We start from the raw sequence: 18,932 nt of genomic DNA on the forward strand, positions 1-18,932 counted from the left end.
TAGTACATCACGACTTGGCTTTGGCGATGTAAACCCAACACTTTTAACACAAGCATCTGAGAAACCTTTATGGCCCTGTATCCTTACACGCTCCAACCTGTCGCCTTAAACCTGACTGAAGCTGAATTCCTTCAAGCCCAATATGAACTGTTCGCCAGTGCCAGCCCCTCTTTTGGTCTGTCGAGCTTTAAGTCCAAAGAATGGATCATTATGGCTGTGGTTGTGGTACTCGCTATTGCAGGACTGATCTTTGTAACAGGCTACTCAACCATCATTTTTTGGTTAATGCTCGTTGGTGTGGTGATTTATCTATTGGCGCGTACTTTAGGTTTTAGATGGTATGTAAAAAGAGAGTTTGAAAAACAAATTGCTGATCAAGAGATGCCAGATGAAATGCGCCAAATGAAGCTAGGTGTACAAAAACATGGTCTGGTCATGGCAATGCCAAGCAACCAGCCTGAGATGATGAAAAACTCGCAAATGCGCGGTATGCAAATGCGTGCAGGTGCGACCCAGCAAGCGGTTATTCCGTGGACTGCTATCAAGAGCTGGGATGAGACTGACGACTATATCTTTATGATGTTTGAGATGAAAGGTCAACAAGGTAGCCAAATTCTTCCGAAACGTTTGCAAGCGCAAAAATTCCCTATCGATACGGTACGTCAACATTTACAAGAAGTGGTTCCGGTTAAAGGCTTAAACCCTGAAAACTTGCAGCCGCCAGCATAATGGCTATTAGCTCTCTCTATCGTTTAGAAAAACGATAGAGAGACTCAATTATAGTTTTATAAAATCAATCGTAAAATTGCATTTATTATATTTAACTTATTAATGATAGTTTGCTATTATTATAAGCATCAAAGGAAGAGCTAGAGCTTATATAGATATTAATAACAGTTAAGACATTTTTATTTCTATATTAATTAACTACTACTCGGCTTTCTTCAATTTCATATAACAACACTCACACTATAAGGACAATATTATGAGTAATACTAATAACGCTACTAACCAGATCGGTCTAGAAAAAGCTGACATGAGCGAAGTTATCGCTCAATTAAACAATCTGCTATCAACGTATCATGTTTTTTATTTAAATGTACGTGGCTATCATTGGAATGTAAAAGGTGAGCATTTCTTTACTTTGCATCCGCAATTTGAAGAACTGTATACGTCATTACAACTCCAAATTGACGAAATCGCTGAGCGTATCTTAACTCTGGGTGGTACACCACTTCACGCTTACAGCGATTTTACGCAGCATACTAGTATCAGTGAAGACAAAAATGTCAAAGATGGTACAAGCTGCGTCAAAGGCGTAGTCACTGGATTACAAGCGTTAATTGCAGAACAGCGTCAAGTATCAGCGTTAGCAGAAGAGAGTGAAGACCAAGGTTCAGCTGACTTAGTCGATGCTTACGTACAAGAGCAAGAGAAATTGGTATGGATGTATAACGCGTTTTTGGGTTAAAAATCATTAGATCCTACTAGGCTAAATTTTAATCAGCCTAATGATTATCAAACTCTAGACAATAAAAAAGCACCTAATTAGGTGCTTTTTTTATTGTCTATCTTTCATAGGATATTAATTTATTTTTCGATCCATTGACGCATTTTTTCACGTTCAGCAGGTGTGGCTTGTAGCCATACTTGCATAAACGTGTCTAGCGTGCTAGTAGAAGTGTTCACACTAGTAGCTTGCTTAACAGTGGTCGTGCTAGCGTTGACGTTGCTAGTAGTATTTACTGCTGGTTGACCTAAAGAGGCGATAGCACGTTGATTCTGTAACTCTGCATCACCTGCACCGCCGAACACGCCGCCTAGTGCTTTACCAATGCCTGAGAATATGCCGCCTTGGTTACCGACCATACTTTGCTGACTAGCAATGACCGTATTATTCTGTTGCACAGCGAGTGTTGGCTGCTTGGCATAGTCTTTAGCAGCTTCATATGCTTCTGGTTGATTAGGCATAGTCAAACGATATGTTTGATTGTCGGCCAATTGTGCCGTCACACTGACATTACCTGAACGCAAATAGTCGTGCTGATCACGAGGCAAGTTATATAGACGGTCATACTTAGCAGTAATAGCGTGTTGTCCAGGCTGTAACGTAAATGTTTTCTGCAGCGGCTGAAAAGCGCTCTGCTGAATTTCCTGCCCATTAATAGCAGTGACTTTGATATGGTCATCAACCTGTAGGGTTACTGCTGCCTGTGACAACATAGAGACCGAGGCAGCCCCTGCCAACAACGTACCTATCGTTAATTTTTTTAGCAAAGAAGCATTCGATTTCATAAGTTATTCCATTAATAGTAAAAGCGAGTTGGACAAAAGATTCGTATTCTAACGGTTATTCATTTTTTGCTGCTAAAAATCAAGTGGCATCGTATGTTGGTCTTGATCAGGCGTGTCATTATCCACTTGTGTCTCTTGAGCGATATCCGCCAGTTCCGCGGCAAGCGTCTGCTCATCGATGGTACGCAAAGCATCACTTATGACCGCTTTTGAGATATTACTGCGACCAAGGTTAGAGAACATTGGTTGAATATAATTAAGTACTTCCATCATCGCACCGATACGATGCGGTCCATCGGTCAATAAATGATCAATAATTCGATCGTCAAACTGCCATCCACGTCGACGCAAAATAGACTGTAATAATGCTTGTCTATCTGCTAAATCATGACCAGTAGGCACTTTAAAGGTCGGTGCTTGTGCCAAACGTGTCATTAAATCTCTTAACTGGAATGGTAAGTCATCGGCTGGTTTATTAGCGGCAAACAATAACTGGCGTTGCCCTTCTCGACTACGATTTATCAAGTGAAATAAAGCTTCTTGCCACTGGCTGCTTTGCTCAAGCACTTCCAAATCATCGATAGCAATCAGATCAAAGTTTTCTAAAGATGATAGTACGTGGACATCTGTATGAATCAGCTCGTTAAGGGACAAACAAATAGCCGATTTGTCCATCTCGATAAATGACTCGCAAATAGCAGACAGCAAATGAGACTTACCTGTAGCAGGGCTACCAAACAGATATAGTTGACCGATCAGGCCGACATGTAACTGTCGTACTGCATCAATAATCGACATCCAACCGGGACCGGCAAAGTCGCTGAGACTTGCATCATGCTTAATGTCCAGATTGAGACTTAGCTGTGCTTCTGCCATGAATCATCAACTCGTGTTGCGTAGTGCAATGGAAAAATATAATAAAAAAGATAGGTTACTTTGAGCTGTATTCATTACTATCAATATCAGCCGATACAGCTGTAAGTAATGGCCCTATAGCCTTTGCAAAAATCGGTCAGTCACTTTGTCGAAAACAACGTTAGCAAAACTGGTACCAAAAAGGTTGATACTATCAACACTGCGCCTATATATAACATATTTACAAAATGACTGACAAGTCTTTTACCCATTAAGCCTTATCAATCATTACGTTCCTATCTTGATATTGCATATCAATATTTATCTAGTATGTTCAATAATAAGATAATTATCTTTTTTCAAACAGTGCCAGTTGTTTACGACCTTTATAAAAGTCAGTGGTTCGATAATAGCTGTATAAGTGGCGGAATAGGACATTTAAGACAGCGGACACTGGCAAGGCGATTAACATACCGACAAAACCTAGTAAACTGGCACCTGCCAATACAGCAAATATGACCCACAATGGCGATAGACCAATCTTATCACCTAACAGCAATGGTTGTAGAATATAACCTTCTGCAGCTTGTCCAATCAAGAACGCACCTACGACCAATGACAAATACGTCCAGTCCAATCCGAATTGAAATAGGCAGGCGATAATAGCCGCGATAAAACCAATACCAAATCCTAAATACGGCACAAAACTGGCAATGCCTGCTACCATACCAATGATAAGCCCAAGCTCTAATCCAATGAGCTGTAACTGTACAGCATAAATAGCGCCTAGCAATACCATCACTAGTAATTGCCCTTTGATAAATGCCATCAATGCCAGATCACACTCTTTAGCTATTTCAGTCACTTTTTGGCAGTAAGCACCTGGTATCGCCATTTTCCAGTTATGCAAACGCTGGTCCCAATTAAATAGAAAATAAAAGGTCAAAATAGGCACCAATACAATGAGACCTGCATTATTGATGAAGTTCATACTTGAGGTCAGTATTTGGCTCATCATGGTGCTAGCATCAGCGAACTTATAGTTCGTTTGCATGTAATCGACGAGAGTATCGGAAAACTCTTTCGACTCTAATTGGGGCAATTTGATACGAGTATTACTATTGAACCACTCTCGTACTACTTGATTGTACCAATTAAATATCTTTGGTAAATAATCCCACGCCGCTTGCAACTGATGCCACAATGTCGGTACCAGCCACCATAATAATAACGCCATCCCCAAAGTAATTGTCGAGTAGACAATAATAATCGCGACCCAGCGCTTGATGTATTTTGATAGGCGCTTGACTAGAGGATTGAATAGGTAAGCCAGCATAAAGGCAAAAACGAAAGGTACGATGACGGGCATCATTAAATACAAAAGAAACACAGCCACAACTAACGCCACGACAATAAATAAACGCCGAAAAAAAGGATCTATTGGTTGATTCATCATGGCAAGTAATCCTATAGTTGGACGAGCTTAAAAAAGTGACAGGGAGTCAGTAATAGCGATTTCTAAATGATATAACTACAGCCATCACGATGTATCACTAGGCGAATTGCTTTCTTCTCATTAGTTTTAGCTAGCTAAACTGAGACGTATCAAAGTTCCTAAAAAGCCTGACTCTTAATAAATTTATGTTTATTAGTTTTTATTCTGTCAATCACATTTGGACTTGTATTAAGGCCATTATTGGCAATAAATTTAGCGTTCTATTATCGCAGAGTACAACAAAAAATCAGTCATTTTTTGTTTCTTAACCGCTTATTTGCCACTTAATGCAAATCTTAGTCAAATATTGGCAAGTTGCTTTGCGAGTACGGTCTGTTTTTGGGTATAATGCGCGCACTGTCTTTAAACTTTGCTTTTGAACTTTATAACGCTGATTTTTGCGTGCTCAATTACTTTACCTTCTAATCCCAATTATCTATCCCAACTGTGAGATGACTATGAGTGACAAGCCTTCTTTAAGCTACAAAGATGCCGGTGTTGATATCGATGCAGGCGATGCTTTGGTTCAGCGAATCAAGTCCGTTGCAAAAGCCACTACTCGTCCTGAAGTCGTGGGTGGACTTGGCGGTTTTGGTGCGTTATGCCGTATCCCAACAGGTTATACCTCACCATTATTGGTTTCTGGTACTGATGGCGTCGGCACCAAACTAAAACTGGCGCTACAGCTGAACCGTCATGACACGATTGGTATTGATTTGGTCGCGATGTGCGTCAATGATCTATTGGTTTGCGGTGCAGAGCCATTATTTTTCTTAGATTATTATGCAACTGGTAAGCTGGATGTCGATGTAGCTGCGACTGTCGTGACTGGTATTGGTGATGGTTGTAAATTAGCTAACTGTGCGCTTATCGGTGGTGAAACTGCTGAAATGCCGGGCATGTATCAAGACGACGATTACGATCTAGCTGGATTCTGTGTAGGCGTGGTTGAAGAAGCAGAAGTTGTCACTGGTGAAAATGTCGCAGAAGGCGACGTACTGATTGCACTTGCCTCAAGTGGCGCACACTCAAACGGCTACTCATTGGTTCGTAAAGTCATCGAAGTTAGCGGTGTTGATGTTACGAGTAGCGATGAGCAACTAGACGGTCAGCCTATTCAAGACGCTTTAATGGCTCCTACCCGTATCTATGTAAAAGCCATCAAGGCATTACAAGACACGCTTGGTAGCTCAGCCTTACATGCGATGTCACACATCACAGGTGGTGGTCTAACGGATAACTTGCCACGTGTACTACCTGATAACTTAGCGGCTAGCATCGATACCAATAGCTGGCAGTTCTCAGAGCTATTCACTTGGCTACAGACCCAAGGTAATATCGCGCAGAGCGAGATGTACCGTACCTTTAACTGCGGCGTTGGTTTTGTCATCGTTATGCCAAAAGACAAAGCAAATGCTGCTATCCAGACCTTGACTGATGTAGGCGAGACAGCTTGGCTAATAGGTGAAATGGTCAAACGCAGCACTGATGACCAGGCGGATGCAGTGGTGTACCGTTAATGTCAATTGATAACGCAAGTCAGCCTATCAAACCATTGCGTATTGCTGTTCTAGTCTCAGGAAGTGGTAGCAACCTGCAAGTGTTAATCAATGCAATGCAAGCAGGTGCGCTACCGATTGAAATCGTTGGTGTCATTATTAATCGTGAAGATGCTTATGCATTGACACGTGCTAAAGATGCCAATATTCCAGTTGCGGTATTATCACACGTTGCTAATGGCAAACGTATGGGCATCAAGACGTTTGAAACCCATGCCAACGAGCAGCTAATAGCATGGCAACCTGATTTGATTGTCTTAGCTGGGTTTATGCGTGTACTAAGTGGCTCATTCATTGATAATGTACCAGCGCCCATGATTAATCTTCACCCTTCTCTACTTCCGGTTTATAAGGGTTTAGATACTCACAAACGAGTTATACAAACGGGTGAACGTCGTCACGGATGTAGTATTCATAAAGTGACAGCAGAGCTTGATGCAGGTCAGGTGTTGACTCAAGCCGTATTGAATGTCGATATCAACGACACCGCAGAGAGTTTACAGTCACGGGTACAGAAGCTTGAACATCAACTACTACCTTGGACGATTTTACTACTAGCAAAAAATGTATTATCACTTGAAGTAAATAATACATCATCGCAAACACAAACTTACTTGCCGACGTTGCCTTTGCAATTGCTTATAGACGGATAAGAATTCCAGCTTATTAAGTTGATTTTAATACCACTTTATATAGCGCAATAAAAAGCCCAGTTACTCATTACGAGCAACTGGGCTTTTTTATTTGATAACTATTTATCATTTAAAATCGCAACTAGTTATCTATTTAGCTAATTCGTCTAGTTAGTTCATTTTTAGAATACATGAACCGCTTTAATGTTGACAAACTCTTTGATACCGAAGCCGCCATGCTCACGGCCATAGCCTGAGTTTTTCACGCCACCAAATGGCAGTGCAGGATTGGCAAGACCATAACCATTGATATAGACCATACCAGTATCGAACTGCTCACGTGCTAGACGAACAGCTTTCTCTTCGTCTTTTGAGAAAATCGCGCCACCTAAACCATAACGACTGTCGTTAGCGATGCGCATTGCGTCATCTTCATCTTTTGCACGAATTAGTGAAGCGACGGGGCCAAATAGTTCGTCATCGTATGCAGGCTGACCTTTTTCAACGTTCTCTAGGATAGTTGCTGGATAGAAGCTACCTTTACCTTCAGGTACTTTACCGCCAACAGCAATCGTTGCACCTTTAGCCACACTTTGCTCTACTTGCTCATGTAGCTGCTCACGTAGATCTGCACGTGCTAATGGACCGATATCTGAGCTATCATCCATTGGGTCACCCGCTTTAGTACCTTCAAATTTCTCAACAATACGCTTGCGGAATTCGTCATATACGCTATCGACTACGATAAAGCGTTTGGCTGCTACGCAGGTTTCACCGTTATTAATTAGACGTGCTTGAGTACAGGTTTCTACAGCAGTTTCGATATCTGCATCTTCTAATACGATAAATGCATCGTTTGAACCTAGTTCTAATACAGCTTTTTTAATTGCCTTAGCTGCTTGTTGTCCAACGATTACACCTGCTTTGTCACTACCTGTCAATGTCACGCCGCGTACTTTGTCGTTGCCAATCAATGCTTCTGACTGGTCATGATCAATGATAATCGTACGGAACAAATCACTTGGTAATTCAGATTCGTGAAGAATTTTTTCAATCAATAGACCAGAACCTGTAACGTTAGATGCGTGTTTTAACAGGACGCTATTACCCGCCATTAGATTTGCAATGGTGTAACGGAATACTTGATACGCTGGGAAGTTCCAAGGCTGCATACCATAGATGATACCAATAGGTTGATACGTCACTAACCCTTTTTTCATGCTTTCGATATCACGCACATCATCAGCCAAAGAAGCAACGCCGTTTTCAGCAGTGTAATCACAGATAGCTTTACAGAGATCAATCTCTTGCATGCTCTGGCTGTGTAACTTGCCGCGCTCTTCAGTCATCAGTTTAGCCAGCTCTTCTTTGTATTCCATCAGCTTATCACCGATAGACTTGATGACACGGCCACGCTCTTCGTGGCTCACTGTACGCCATTCTAGAAATGCGTTATGTGAAGCATCGACAATATTGTTGACTTCGTCGTTGCTCATATAATTATAGTTACTGATTTCTTCGCCCGTGGTTGGGTTAATAGTAGTAATGTCTGACATAGTTACCGTCCTTATTATTCGAATTTATATTTGGGATTTATAATCGGGTTTATTGCCACTTGTAGTTATTTTGCTGTGACAGTTTTAATTATGAAATTTACGTCGATAGCACAATCTATTGGTAGCTCGTTCTCTATCTGCCGTTATCTTAACAAGCTATTTGATGAAGAGTTTTACAATATATTGTGAAGTGTGTTGAAGATGTTAATAGTGTGACTGACTTATTAAGTATAACTAAATATCATATACTAACTATTAAACGCTAGAACACAAAAAACCAGCCTAGTGGCTGGTCTAATAACTATATATAGTGGGAGATATAGGAAAATATGTTTATTGAAAATTCAGATAATTAGGAATATTTCGCTTTAATAAAAGATAGATTCAACTCACACAAACCAATCAAAACAAATGATTGATAACCGGTATCTCTTGTGGTGGATTTTCTTCTTCAGCAACGACTTGTCGTGCCACATGCATAATTAACTGACGTAACCAGCGATGGGCTGGGTGATGCTGCAACAAAGGAGACCATGCCATCGTAAGCTCAAACTCAGGAATAAAAAACGGCGGATCTTCCATCATGATACTGTCATTGTTTGCCTGCATTCTTGCCACACGCGTGGGCAAAGTCGCTATCAAATCTTTATTTGCTGCAAGCATAGCAGGCATTTGATAATGTCGAGTAAAGACACTGATTTGGCGTTTTTGACCAAGGCGCTGCAAGGCTTGATCGATAGATCCTAGTCCACCTGATTTTTCTGGGTTAACTCCAAATCCCACGCCCATCCCTGTTTTAGATACCCATACGTGCTGTGCTTTAAGGTAGTTTTTCAGATTAAAACGATTGGCATAAGGACTTTCAGACGACAGCAAACAACTAAATGTATCACGCCATACTAGAACCTGATGGAAACTTTGAGGTATCTCATTAAAACGGTTAATTGCTAAATCAACTCGTCCCTGCTCCATATCTCGGTAAGAGACGTCTGATGGAGTCAAAAAGTCCAAAATCACATTAGGTGCTTCAGAACGTAGTGCTTTTACTAGCTTAGGTACTAGGGTTGCTTCAGCATAATCCGATGTCATGATACGGAACACACGAGAGGTACTATAAGGACGGAATTCGGTACGTGGCTCCAATACTTGAGTCAAGTCAGCGAGTATCTCGCGGATACGTGGCTGTAGCTCAAGGGCGCGTTCAGTCGGCGTCATACCCTCGGATGAGCGTACCAATAATGGATCATTAAACAGCTTACGCAAACGGCGCAAGATATTACTCATAGCAGGCTGAGTAATTCCAAGCTGCTCGGCTGCGCGAGTAACGTTTTTTTCTCGTAGCAACACATCTAGATGGACTAATAAATTTAAATCAACCCGCTGCAAATTCATATTTGGTTCTCTTGGCTTTTGAATAAACGCCGTATTAAGGCTGGCATTTGTAGTGCTGCTACGGTGATTTGTGCGCTATAACAGCATAATTTCATTATTTTTTACTAATTTGGTTCTAGTTTTTTCTGGTAGATGTGCATTATAACTCATTCAACCTATCGTAAAACCCTGTTATATATACATTATATCATACAGAAATACCAAAGATAACTATCATAAATTAGATAAATCTCAGTAAGGTGGTTATAGTGAGTTCTATAAAGGATTTGCAGCATAGAGGACGAACCTTAGGTTCATAAGCTGCTTTTATCCGATTAAATATTATCGCTAAGTAATATATTACTGGTTTTTATCAGTCGTTAAATACGGTTAATTGACCTCATTATTGTAACATCTCTTGCTACCAATTATGACATCACTGGCTATTAAGTATTCAGATACCTTTTAGACATATAGTGAGAATAAATAAATATTTATAAACCAGCAATTATTTTCAACTGTTGAGTTCAGCAAACTTCTTGTAATAGCCTAACGGTTTGTTTAGGGTAAATAGAGCTTCGATAGATAAACGATAGAACAAATTTTGAATATTATTTTTTAGTACAAAGATTTTAGTAAAGCGACAGACCCATTATTTTAACAATTAACTTATTTGTTTTTACACCCCACCAAGGAGACTATAGATGTCAACTGCATATAAATCAGCGATCGACTTAGTACGTGAATTAAAGCAAAAGCACGGCAACTGGCAGAACATTAGCGAAGTTGATGCTGCACGTATGATGTCACAAAACCGTTTCAAAACGGGTTTGGATATCGCAAAATATACTGCAAAAATCATGCGTCAAGACATGGAAGATTATGACAATGATACGTCTCAGTACACGCAGTCTTTAGGTGCATGGCATGGTTTTGTTGCACAGCAAACTATGTACGCTAAGAAAAAATATTTCGGTACGACTTCTAAGACTTACATCTACCTTTCAGGTTGGATGGTAGCTGCTCTACGCTCTGAGTTTGGTCCACTACCTGACCAATCTATGCACGAAAAAACCTCAGTACCTAAACTAATCGAAGAAATCTACACCTTCTTACGTCAAGCAGATGCTAAAGTATTGAACGACTACTTCCGTGAGCTAAACGCTGCTGAAGAAGCTGGCCAAGACACTTCAGCTATCCTAGAAAAAATCGAAAACTTTGATTCACATGTTGTGCCAATCATCGCTGATATCGATGCAGGTTTCGGTAACGAAGAAGCCACTTACCTATTGACTAAGCAAATGATCGAAGCTGGTGCTTGTGCCATTCAGGTTGAAAACCAAGTATCTGACGCTAAGCAATGTGGTCACCAGGCTGGTAAAGTAACTGTACCGCATGAAGACTTCATCTCTAAGCTAAACGCTATTCGTTATGCATTCCTAGAGCTTGGTGTTGAAGACGGCGTTATCGTCGCTCGTACTGATAGCGAGGGCGCATCACTAACACAAAAAATCCCAGTATCAAATGAGCCAGGTGACCTTGCTTCTAAATACATCGATTTCATCGAAATGGAAGAAGTAACGCTAGAAAATGCTCAAGAAAATGACAGCCTACTTAAGCACAATGGCAAACTAGTACGCCCAGTTCGTCTACCTAACGGTCTATATCAGTTCCGTGAAGAGACCAACATTGACCGTGTTGTACTTGACTGCGTAACTGCTCTAGAAAACGGCGCTGACCTACTATGGATCGAAACACCGACTCCAGACGTAGAACACATCAAAATGATGGTTGACCGTATCAAAGAGCAACAGCCTAAAGCCAAGCTTGTATACAACAACAGCCCATCATTCAACTGGACGCTTAACTTCCGTAAGCAAGTTATCGCTCAGTGGGAAGAAGAAGGCAAAGACATCTCTGCATACAATAAAGATGACTTGATGAGTGCTGATTACGACGGTACTGAACTTGATGCAGCCGCTGACGTAGCCGCTAAGAACTTCCAACGTGATGCGTCACGTGAAGCTGGTGTATTCCATCACCTAATCACGCTACCGACTTACCACACGACTGCTCTTAGCGTTCATGAACTTGCTAAAGGTTACTTCGGTGAAGAAGGCATGCTTGCTTATGCAGCTGGCGTACAGCGTAAAGAAATCCGCGAAGGTATCTCTTGTGTTAAGCACCAAGCAATGGCTGGTTCTGACCTTGGCGATGACCACAAAGAAATCTTCTCAGGCGATAACGCTCTGAAAGCTGGCGGCGGCAAGAACACGATGAACCAGTTCTAATAACCGACAGACTAGCAGTATTTATCAAAAAACCGCCCTACATCATGTAGGGCGGTTTTTTATTGCGGTTTAAATAATCAGAGAATGGTAGACTAATAATGGTTTATCACAACTACCGATCAGAGCCATCAGTCAGAATTATTAGGAGCTAATATGCAAGAGATAGAGCTGAAGTTTTTGGTACCAGAGTCACGACTAAAGGGATTAATGCGTCAAACGCACGTTAAATCCTCACAAGTGACGCAACTGGCTGCACATTATTACGATACGCCTGACCAACAGCTTGCACAGGCAGGTATCGGTCTGCGTATTCGCAAAGAAGGCGATACATGGGTACAAACCATTAAAGCTGGTGGTGATGGTATCGCGGCACGCTTGGAGCACAATGCCGTACTCGATAATGAGCAAGTACAAACGATGCTCGATAATAATGAGTTGATGCCTGATTTGACAATATATGAAGACACTCCAATCGCTGCAGCATTGACTGACTTTAAACTCAAAAAGTTAGCGAAGACGCTAACACGACTTTATATTACTGACGTCGAGCGCACTACGCGGTTGCTAACAGAAAGTAATGAGGATGAAACCGATAACTGTATCGAAATGGCTTATGATCAAGGAGAGATTATTCATGGTACTGATGACTCGCTACGCAAAGCTATTCAAGAGATAGAGTTTGAACTGGTGTCAGGAGATTTAGATTTTCTATTTACGACTGCCAAAACATGGTGCAAGCGCTATAAGCTGTGTCTATCTACCGTTACCAAAGCTGAAAACGGTAGCTTACTTATTAACGGACAAAATCACAGTCCAGCGGTCAACGCAAACCTAAGTCAATTGCAAATAGACAAAGACAGTAGTGCACCTGCCTTTATACGTGTAGTCGTACATAATTGCTTATTGCAGATATTACCAAACAGCAGTGCTATCGTCGCTGGCAGTATAGATGACGATCATATTCTACAGTTGCGGATTGGTATTGATCGCTTGCGTACTGCGTTGAAAGCATTTGCTGAATTCTCTGATGAGATTAACCCTGAATGGCTGCCGATACTAAAGCAAACTGCATCCTTGCTTAGCGACTACTATCAACTTGCTTATATCAATACACAGATCGAACCTGAACTACAAGCATGTGGCGCGCCTGCCGTTGACTGGACAACAGATATCGAAGACATAAAAATCACACCCATCAATACGCTGCAAGCCAATGACTTTCAGATAACCTTGCTAGAGCTGATTGCTTTTACCATGAGCGACCCAAGCATTGAACCTCAGACTGATCAGCTTGCCCGCGACAAGCTAACGAAAGTCCTTTCTAAACAATATAAAAAATGTCTTAAAACCAATAAAAAAGCTGACGAAGTAAGTGTTACTGAGCTTATGAGCGATGACGTAGAGGTAAGCACAAACACTCCTGATAATGACCAACCTGAAATCGAGCTGCTCAATCAGTTACGAGATTTGCGTCACATCAGTGAATTCTCTACATCTTTACTAAGTAAGAAAAAAGCTAAAAAGCAAACCAAACGTTGGCTGAAAAGGCTGATAAAAGCGCAAAAAGCGTTAGAACAACTGAACGATGATAATCAATATCAGCAGTTTTATGAATTGAAATCAAAGACAGATGCTAATGCTTTATATGGTGCAGGTTGGTTTACGGCCATACTGACTGATGACCAGAGTCACATTGATGCACGTTTAGCAAAATTTGCGGACAGCTCAACGTTTTGGTAGAAGTAGGAATATTATGTTTATGACGGATACTGCTTTCATAAAGTAAAACCACTTCATAAAAAAGACAGCCTGTTATATAACAGGCTGTCTTTTTTTTATTGTGTTGAAATAGTTTCTGTCAGCGCCATGGCTAAATGTGCAACATGTCCTAATTAGCCACAATCGTAACAGGCATCCCCTCTTCTACTTGCTCAAATAATTCTACAATATCTTCATTACGCATACGGATACAGCCATGTGATAGCGGAATACTCATTGGTTCAGTATCTGGTGTACCGTGAATATAGATATAGCGCTCATAAGTATCGCAACCACCTTGGCTATTGCTACCTTTGTTTAACCCTTCTTCAAGACCCCTTAACCAAAGAATGCGGCTCAATATCCAGTCACGCTTGGGATGTAGCTCACCAAGATTTGCATCGTATATCTCACTTGTCGGCACACGCCCAACAAATACCGCATTCATAGGCTCACTACCACCTATTTTCTGTTCAATGATATGCCTACCGAGCGGCGTGCAACCGCTATCCTGCTGACTACCAATACCATTCTTTGCAGTGGAGACTACGTATCTCGCAACCTCAGTTTTCTGCTGGTACAGCGTCAATGTTTGTTCAGCGATATTAATCACGAGTTGTTTATCAAGCGTCTTATTATTGGTCATAAATGCTTCCGACTATCTGTCATTCATCAGATTACTATTAAGGTTATTAGTAAAATGATTGAAAATTTCTATTATCAAGGGATTGTATCAAGACATTTGGCACCGTAATATAGGGGCACACTTTTTGATGCTAGCAGATTATGACGACTATTTCACCGACACGTGTGTCGATGTATGATTTTTTATATCATGATACCCAGCCTATGCTGTCACTTTTGGCCGATGCGGCACAGCTCTCTCTACCGCAAGCTCGCTTAGGGATGGATGCCAGTCTACAAGCCATCGTAAGTGCATTGCTTGCCTATCAGCAGCGTCATCAGGGACAAGCAGTCAGCAAAAAGCTGTTTGGTCGTGGTGCTGTCAAAGAGTTACGACAGTATAATTCAATGAACTTTGCCACCATTAGCGCCACACTTTACCATCGTCACGATGCAGCAGATGCTGTATTTAGCGATAATGCTCGTGTCATAAAAGCAAGCGAACATATCGCCGAGAAGATCGATGCAACGATGCAGCAGGCTCAAACTCTACTCACCTCTTTATGCGTGATTGTGCTGCGTGAATTGGCTATCCTGACAGAATACAGTCAACTAGACAGTGATGAGATCAATAAATGGTTTGCACTACAACCACAGTTTTTATCAGCGGCCCGATTTAGCCCAGAGCATACGCATACCTCATCTGCTGAGACAGAAAGCAATAGTGACCTGCTCAAATCAACTACTGAAGCTGCTGAAGCGATAGAGAACAACCAAGAGAATAATGCGGAACGTACGTTACTAAATGCTGAGCAGTTATCAAGCACTCCACCTCCTTTTGATCCTTACTGGTATGAACTGTCCGGATTCAAACCTGAAAACTATGAACCTGTGCAAGATATGCAAATGGCAACAGGCAATTACTTAAAAGCCATTGGGCGTTCACCTGACAATCTACAGCAAGGTCGTCACAACGATATGCTAGTATTTACCGAGATGCATGCCGTTGCCTTACCACATCAACGCTGGCTGCTACAATTAGCCAAAATATCAGATATCTATCTCAGTCGAAATCGACTACGCGTTAACTCTGAACCAGCCAATCCACCTAAACCGCCTTTAGTAAGTTTGGGACTAATCGGCGGCAATAACGACAATACGCCAACCACCACTAGTGAAAAGCCTATCGAATATGAGGCTTCCACACCGCTATGGAAAAATCCGGTCATTCTTATCATCATACTTGTCGTTGGTGTCCTTGGTGCACTCGCTACCTTGAAATACCAATCGCAAAAGTCTGACGGTGCGATTCTGGCAACTGAAGAAGTATTAGAACAAGATGCCATTGATGAGCGCCAACAGCAAGATGTAGCCATCGTCATGGTAGATGAAGATGAACCTGACATTGCAAAGACAGAAAAAGCTGAATAAAAAGCTTTACTATTAAGACAGCTATTCTAAAAGTGATGGTTTTAGCAATCATTTATTAGCCATAAAAAAAGAGACCCTATCAACATAGAGTCTCTTTTTTTTGTGCGATCTAAGTTACGAATTGGCTATCAGTAGCCAAAAAACTTACTTAGATAAATCGCGACCACGGCTAGCTTCGATAGCTAGACGTAAGCCATTTAGACGGATAAAGCCTTCTGCGTCTTTTTGATCATAAGCGCCCGCATCATCTTCGAAAGTGGCGATTTTTTCATCAAATAACGAATCATCAGATTTACGACCAACGACGCTCACGCTACCTTTATACAGTTTGACACGTACAGTACCGTTGACGTATTCTTGTGATTTGTCAATCAATGCTTGTAGCATCATACGCTCAGGGCTGAACCAATAGCCATTGTAGATGATTTTTGCGTAGCGTGGCATGAGCTCATCTTTTAGGTGTGCCGCCTCACGGTCAAGCGTTAGCGACTCGATACCGCGATGCGCTTTTAGCATAATAGTGCCCGCTGGCGTTTCGTAGCAACCACGTGATTTCATACCGACGTAACGGTTTTCAACGATATCTAAACGGCCGATACCATGTTTGCCACCGATTTCATTCAGCTTAATCATGACTTCATAAGGCTTAAGTGCTTCACCATCGATAGCAACGATGTCGCCTTTTTCGTACTCTAATTCTAAGTACTGTGCTTCATCAGGTGCTTCTTCTGGGCTGACAGACCAGCGCCACATATCATCTTCTGCTTCAGTATATGGTTCTTCTAGGACACCGCCTTCATAAGAGATGTGTAGTAAGTTAGCATCCATTGAGTAAGGAGATTTTTTCTTATTGCCCGCATAATCGATTGCGATATCATGCTCTTCAGCATATTTCATCAAGCTTTCACGGCTTGATAGATCCCACTCGCGCCAAGGAGCAATGGTGACTACGTCTGGTGACAAAGCAACAGCACCTAGCTCAAAACGAACTTGGTCATTGCCTTTACCAGTCGCACCATGGCTGATGGCATCGGCGTTATGCTCTTTAGCAATCTCAACCAAACGCTTGGCAATCAATGGACGAGCAATAGACGTACCTAGTAAGTACTCACCTTCGTAAATGGCGTTAGCACGGAACATAGGGAATACGTAATCACGAGCGAACTCTTCGCGCAAATCTTCGATATGGATATGCTTGATACCCATTGCCTGAGCTTTGGCTCGTGCTGGCTCAACTTCTTCGCCTTGACCGATATCAGCGGTAAAGGTGATTACTTCCGCATCATAAGTTTCTTGTAGCCATTTAGCGATGATTGAGGTATCAAGACCACCTGAATAAGCCAAGACGATTTTATTGATATTTTTTGGATCAAGTTGAGCCATGAAGAACTCCCATTATGAAATATAGTTTTAGAAAAGGCGACGATCAAATCGAAAGCAAGTCGAACGATAATTACCTGCTCAGTGTACATCATATTTACTATGGGCAAAAGTCTAACTGCCATAAGGCGTGCGCTTTTGACTTAAATTCTAGTCAACCTCATTTTTGCCACTAGGATTTAAACATCATTTAACGACAAGATATTAATCTTAGCTCGATGAATTATGTACAGATATCTAGCCTTATATTTAGTCAAGTGGGCAAATCTGTTATGATAGACCCACAGTATTACTCCCTTTTGTTTCCTTTATTTGACGATATAGAGCGCTTTGACACTATGACTGATTCGATTAGAGAATTGACCATCCTTCAGCCAGATGACTGGCATATTCATTTGCGTGACGATCTAGCCTTGAGCACGACCGTACCTCATGCAGCAAGCAGCTTTAACCGTGTCATCTGTATGCCAAACCTTGTGCCCCCGGTCAAAAATGCGCAGGATGCGATTGCCTATCGTGCACGTATCATGGAGCAATTAGCAGCAAGTAACTTAAGTCTTGAGCGCAAGTCAGCTTTCGATCCGCGTATGACTCTATATTTAACGGATAATACCACTGCCCAAGATATCGAGTTGGCAGCGCAGTCAGGTATCGTACAGGCAGTCAAACTCTACCCTGCTGGGGCGACTACCAACTCCGCAGACGGCGTCACCAACATCAATGCCTGCGTCGATGTCTTTGAAGCATTAGAAAAATATAATTTGCCATTGCTAATCCATGGTGAAGTTACTCAAGACCATATAGATATCTTTGATCGCGAAAAGCGTTTTTTAGATGAAGTGTTGGCACAAATTATCGTGAAATTCCCTACGTTGAAAATAGTAGTAGAGCACATCACTACCAGCGATGCGGCAGATTTTGTATTGTCACAAGGCAACCATGTTGCTGCTACTATTACGCCGCAGCATTTGATGTTTAACCGCAATCATTTATTGGTTGGTGGCATTAAACCGCATTTTTATTGCCTACCTATTTTGAAGCGTGAGAGCCACCAAAAAGTGCTATTAGATGTAGCTACTAGTGGTAATCCAAAGTTCTTCTTGGGTACTGACTCTGCGCCACATGCGACAGACAAGAAAGAAGCCGCTTGTGGCTGTGCAGGTTGCTATAGTGCAGCCACGGCGCTGCCTTTGTATGCGACCGCCTTTGACAGTGTTGGAAAGATAGATAAGTTAGAGGGTTTCGCCAGTCGTTTTGGTGCTCAGTTCTACGGTTTACCTCTCAATGAAAGCACGATCACACTTGTCAACACACCTATGCAAGTACCGACTGACTATCCTTATTTTGATGGTGCATCATTGACGCCCTTGATGGCAGGTGAGACGCTACCTTGGTCGATTAAGGCTTAATGCTCACAAAGCTTAGTATTCAAAAATGACCTATTATTTTATCCTATGATATTAATGATACCTTTGTAGTAGATTTCTTTGTACTAAAGGTGCAGTTAATATCATAGGATGCTTATTTCTTATTCAATATATTAGTACGACTGATAAAAGTGATTTAACTTTATATGACCAATCAAAACATAGCGACCTTGCCTGACGAAGACTTATCAAACCCTAAATCTGCTAGTCTTGATGCTACTCTAAGCAATTCCCCGAAAGATGCAGCTTCAGCGACGG

The 18,932-nt window shown here is 41.6% G+C and carries 15 protein-coding genes; 8 read left to right on the forward strand and 7 right to left on the reverse strand.

Annotated elements, in window-relative coordinates; all coding sequences use genetic code 11:
- The first annotated feature begins 69 nt into the window (after positions 1 to 69).
- Positions 70 to 729 (forward strand): YcxB family protein, encoded by a 660-nt coding sequence (locus tag JMY00_RS00630; RefSeq protein ID WP_201578714.1) that lies wholly within the window; start codon positions 70 to 72, stop codon positions 727 to 729.
- A 256-nt stretch (positions 730 to 985) separates the two neighbouring features.
- Positions 986 to 1,471 carry a Dps family protein gene (locus JMY00_RS00635; RefSeq protein WP_201578715.1) on the forward strand — a complete coding sequence of 162 codons (486 nt, stop codon included), beginning with the start codon at positions 986 to 988 and terminating at the stop codon, positions 1,469 to 1,471.
- Between the two features lie 119 nt (positions 1,472 to 1,590).
- Here JMY00_RS00635 and JMY00_RS00640 read toward each other — a convergent pair whose 3' ends face one another.
- The 3 genes from JMY00_RS00640 to JMY00_RS00650 all read right to left on the reverse strand — a co-directional run bounded on the left by JMY00_RS00640 (position 1,591) and on the right by JMY00_RS00650 (position 4,606).
- Positions 1,591 to 2,295, reverse strand: a complete 705-nt coding sequence (locus JMY00_RS00640) for a DUF2057 family protein (RefSeq protein WP_201578716.1) — start codon at positions 2,293 to 2,295, stop codon at positions 1,591 to 1,593.
- Positions 2,296 to 2,367: 72 nt separating this feature from the next.
- Positions 2,368 to 3,171: a DnaA regulatory inactivator Hda gene (gene hda / locus JMY00_RS00645; protein WP_102093670.1), complete on the reverse strand. Its 804-nt coding sequence runs from the start codon at positions 3,169 to 3,171 to the stop codon at positions 2,368 to 2,370.
- Between the two features lie 328 nt (positions 3,172 to 3,499).
- On the reverse strand, positions 3,500 to 4,606 hold the full coding sequence (locus tag JMY00_RS00650; protein ID WP_160022555.1) for an AI-2E family transporter: 1,107 nt from the start codon (positions 4,604 to 4,606) through the stop codon (positions 3,500 to 3,502).
- Positions 4,607 to 5,103: 497 nt separating this feature from the next.
- Between JMY00_RS00650 and purM the strand changes: the two genes are divergently transcribed.
- Together purM and purN are read left to right on the forward strand one after the other, a co-directional pair.
- The gene (purM, locus tag JMY00_RS00655) at positions 5,104 to 6,165 is read left to right on the forward strand and encodes a phosphoribosylformylglycinamidine cyclo-ligase (RefSeq protein ID WP_201578717.1); all 1,062 of its coding nucleotides are present in this window, start codon (positions 5,104 to 5,106) and stop codon (positions 6,163 to 6,165) included.
- Positions 6,165 to 6,857: a phosphoribosylglycinamide formyltransferase gene (purN, locus tag JMY00_RS00660; RefSeq protein WP_201578718.1), complete on the forward strand. Its 693-nt coding sequence runs from the start codon at positions 6,165 to 6,167 to the stop codon at positions 6,855 to 6,857. The genes purM and purN overlap by 1 nt, the downstream gene beginning before the upstream one ends.
- Before the next feature lie 161 nt (positions 6,858 to 7,018).
- On the opposite strand, the gene JMY00_RS00665 is transcribed toward purN, so the two are convergent.
- Together JMY00_RS00665 and JMY00_RS00670 are read right to left on the reverse strand one after the other, a co-directional pair.
- Entirely contained in the window at positions 7,019 to 8,392 is a 1,374-nt protein-coding gene (locus JMY00_RS00665) for an NAD-dependent succinate-semialdehyde dehydrogenase (protein ID WP_201578719.1), read from the reverse strand.
- A 402-nt stretch (positions 8,393 to 8,794) separates the two neighbouring features.
- Positions 8,795 to 9,784, reverse strand: coding sequence for a LysR family transcriptional regulator (locus JMY00_RS00670; protein WP_102078583.1), 990 nt, complete (start codon positions 9,782 to 9,784; stop codon positions 8,795 to 8,797).
- 683 nt (positions 9,785 to 10,467) lie between these two features.
- On the opposite strand from JMY00_RS00670, the gene JMY00_RS00675 reads away from it, so the two are divergent.
- Entirely contained in the window at positions 10,468 to 12,054 is a 1,587-nt protein-coding gene (locus JMY00_RS00675; protein ID WP_101206309.1) for an isocitrate lyase, read from the forward strand.
- Positions 12,055 to 12,207: 153 nt separating this feature from the next.
- Positions 12,208 to 13,794, forward strand: coding sequence for a CYTH and CHAD domain-containing protein (locus tag JMY00_RS00680; RefSeq protein ID WP_201578720.1), 1,587 nt, complete (start codon positions 12,208 to 12,210; stop codon positions 13,792 to 13,794).
- Positions 13,795 to 13,942: 148 nt separating this feature from the next.
- On the opposite strand, the gene JMY00_RS00685 is transcribed toward JMY00_RS00680, so the two are convergent.
- Positions 13,943 to 14,458 (reverse strand): L,D-transpeptidase, encoded by a 516-nt coding sequence (locus JMY00_RS00685; protein ID WP_201578721.1) that lies wholly within the window; start codon positions 14,456 to 14,458, stop codon positions 13,943 to 13,945.
- Between the two features lie 140 nt (positions 14,459 to 14,598).
- Between JMY00_RS00685 and JMY00_RS00690 the strand changes: the two genes are divergently transcribed.
- Positions 14,599 to 15,867 carry a hypothetical protein gene (locus tag JMY00_RS00690; protein WP_201578722.1) on the forward strand — a complete coding sequence of 423 codons (1,269 nt, stop codon included), beginning with the start codon at positions 14,599 to 14,601 and terminating at the stop codon, positions 15,865 to 15,867.
- A gap of 144 nt (positions 15,868 to 16,011) precedes the next feature.
- On the opposite strand, the gene JMY00_RS00695 is transcribed toward JMY00_RS00690, so the two are convergent.
- On the reverse strand, positions 16,012 to 17,250 hold the full coding sequence (locus JMY00_RS00695) for an argininosuccinate synthase (protein WP_057761167.1): 1,239 nt from the start codon (positions 17,248 to 17,250) through the stop codon (positions 16,012 to 16,014).
- A gap of 335 nt (positions 17,251 to 17,585) precedes the next feature.
- On the opposite strand from JMY00_RS00695, the gene pyrC reads away from it, so the two are divergent.
- A complete protein-coding gene (pyrC, locus tag JMY00_RS00700; RefSeq protein WP_201548215.1) occupies positions 17,586 to 18,656 on the forward strand; it encodes a dihydroorotase in 1,071 nt (356 codons plus the stop codon).
- Positions 18,657 to 18,932 lie beyond the last annotated feature (276 nt).

The organism is Psychrobacter sp. Pi2-52 (assembly GCF_904846705.1).
In the GTDB taxonomy this organism is placed as follows: domain Bacteria; phylum Pseudomonadota; class Gammaproteobacteria; order Pseudomonadales; family Moraxellaceae; genus Psychrobacter.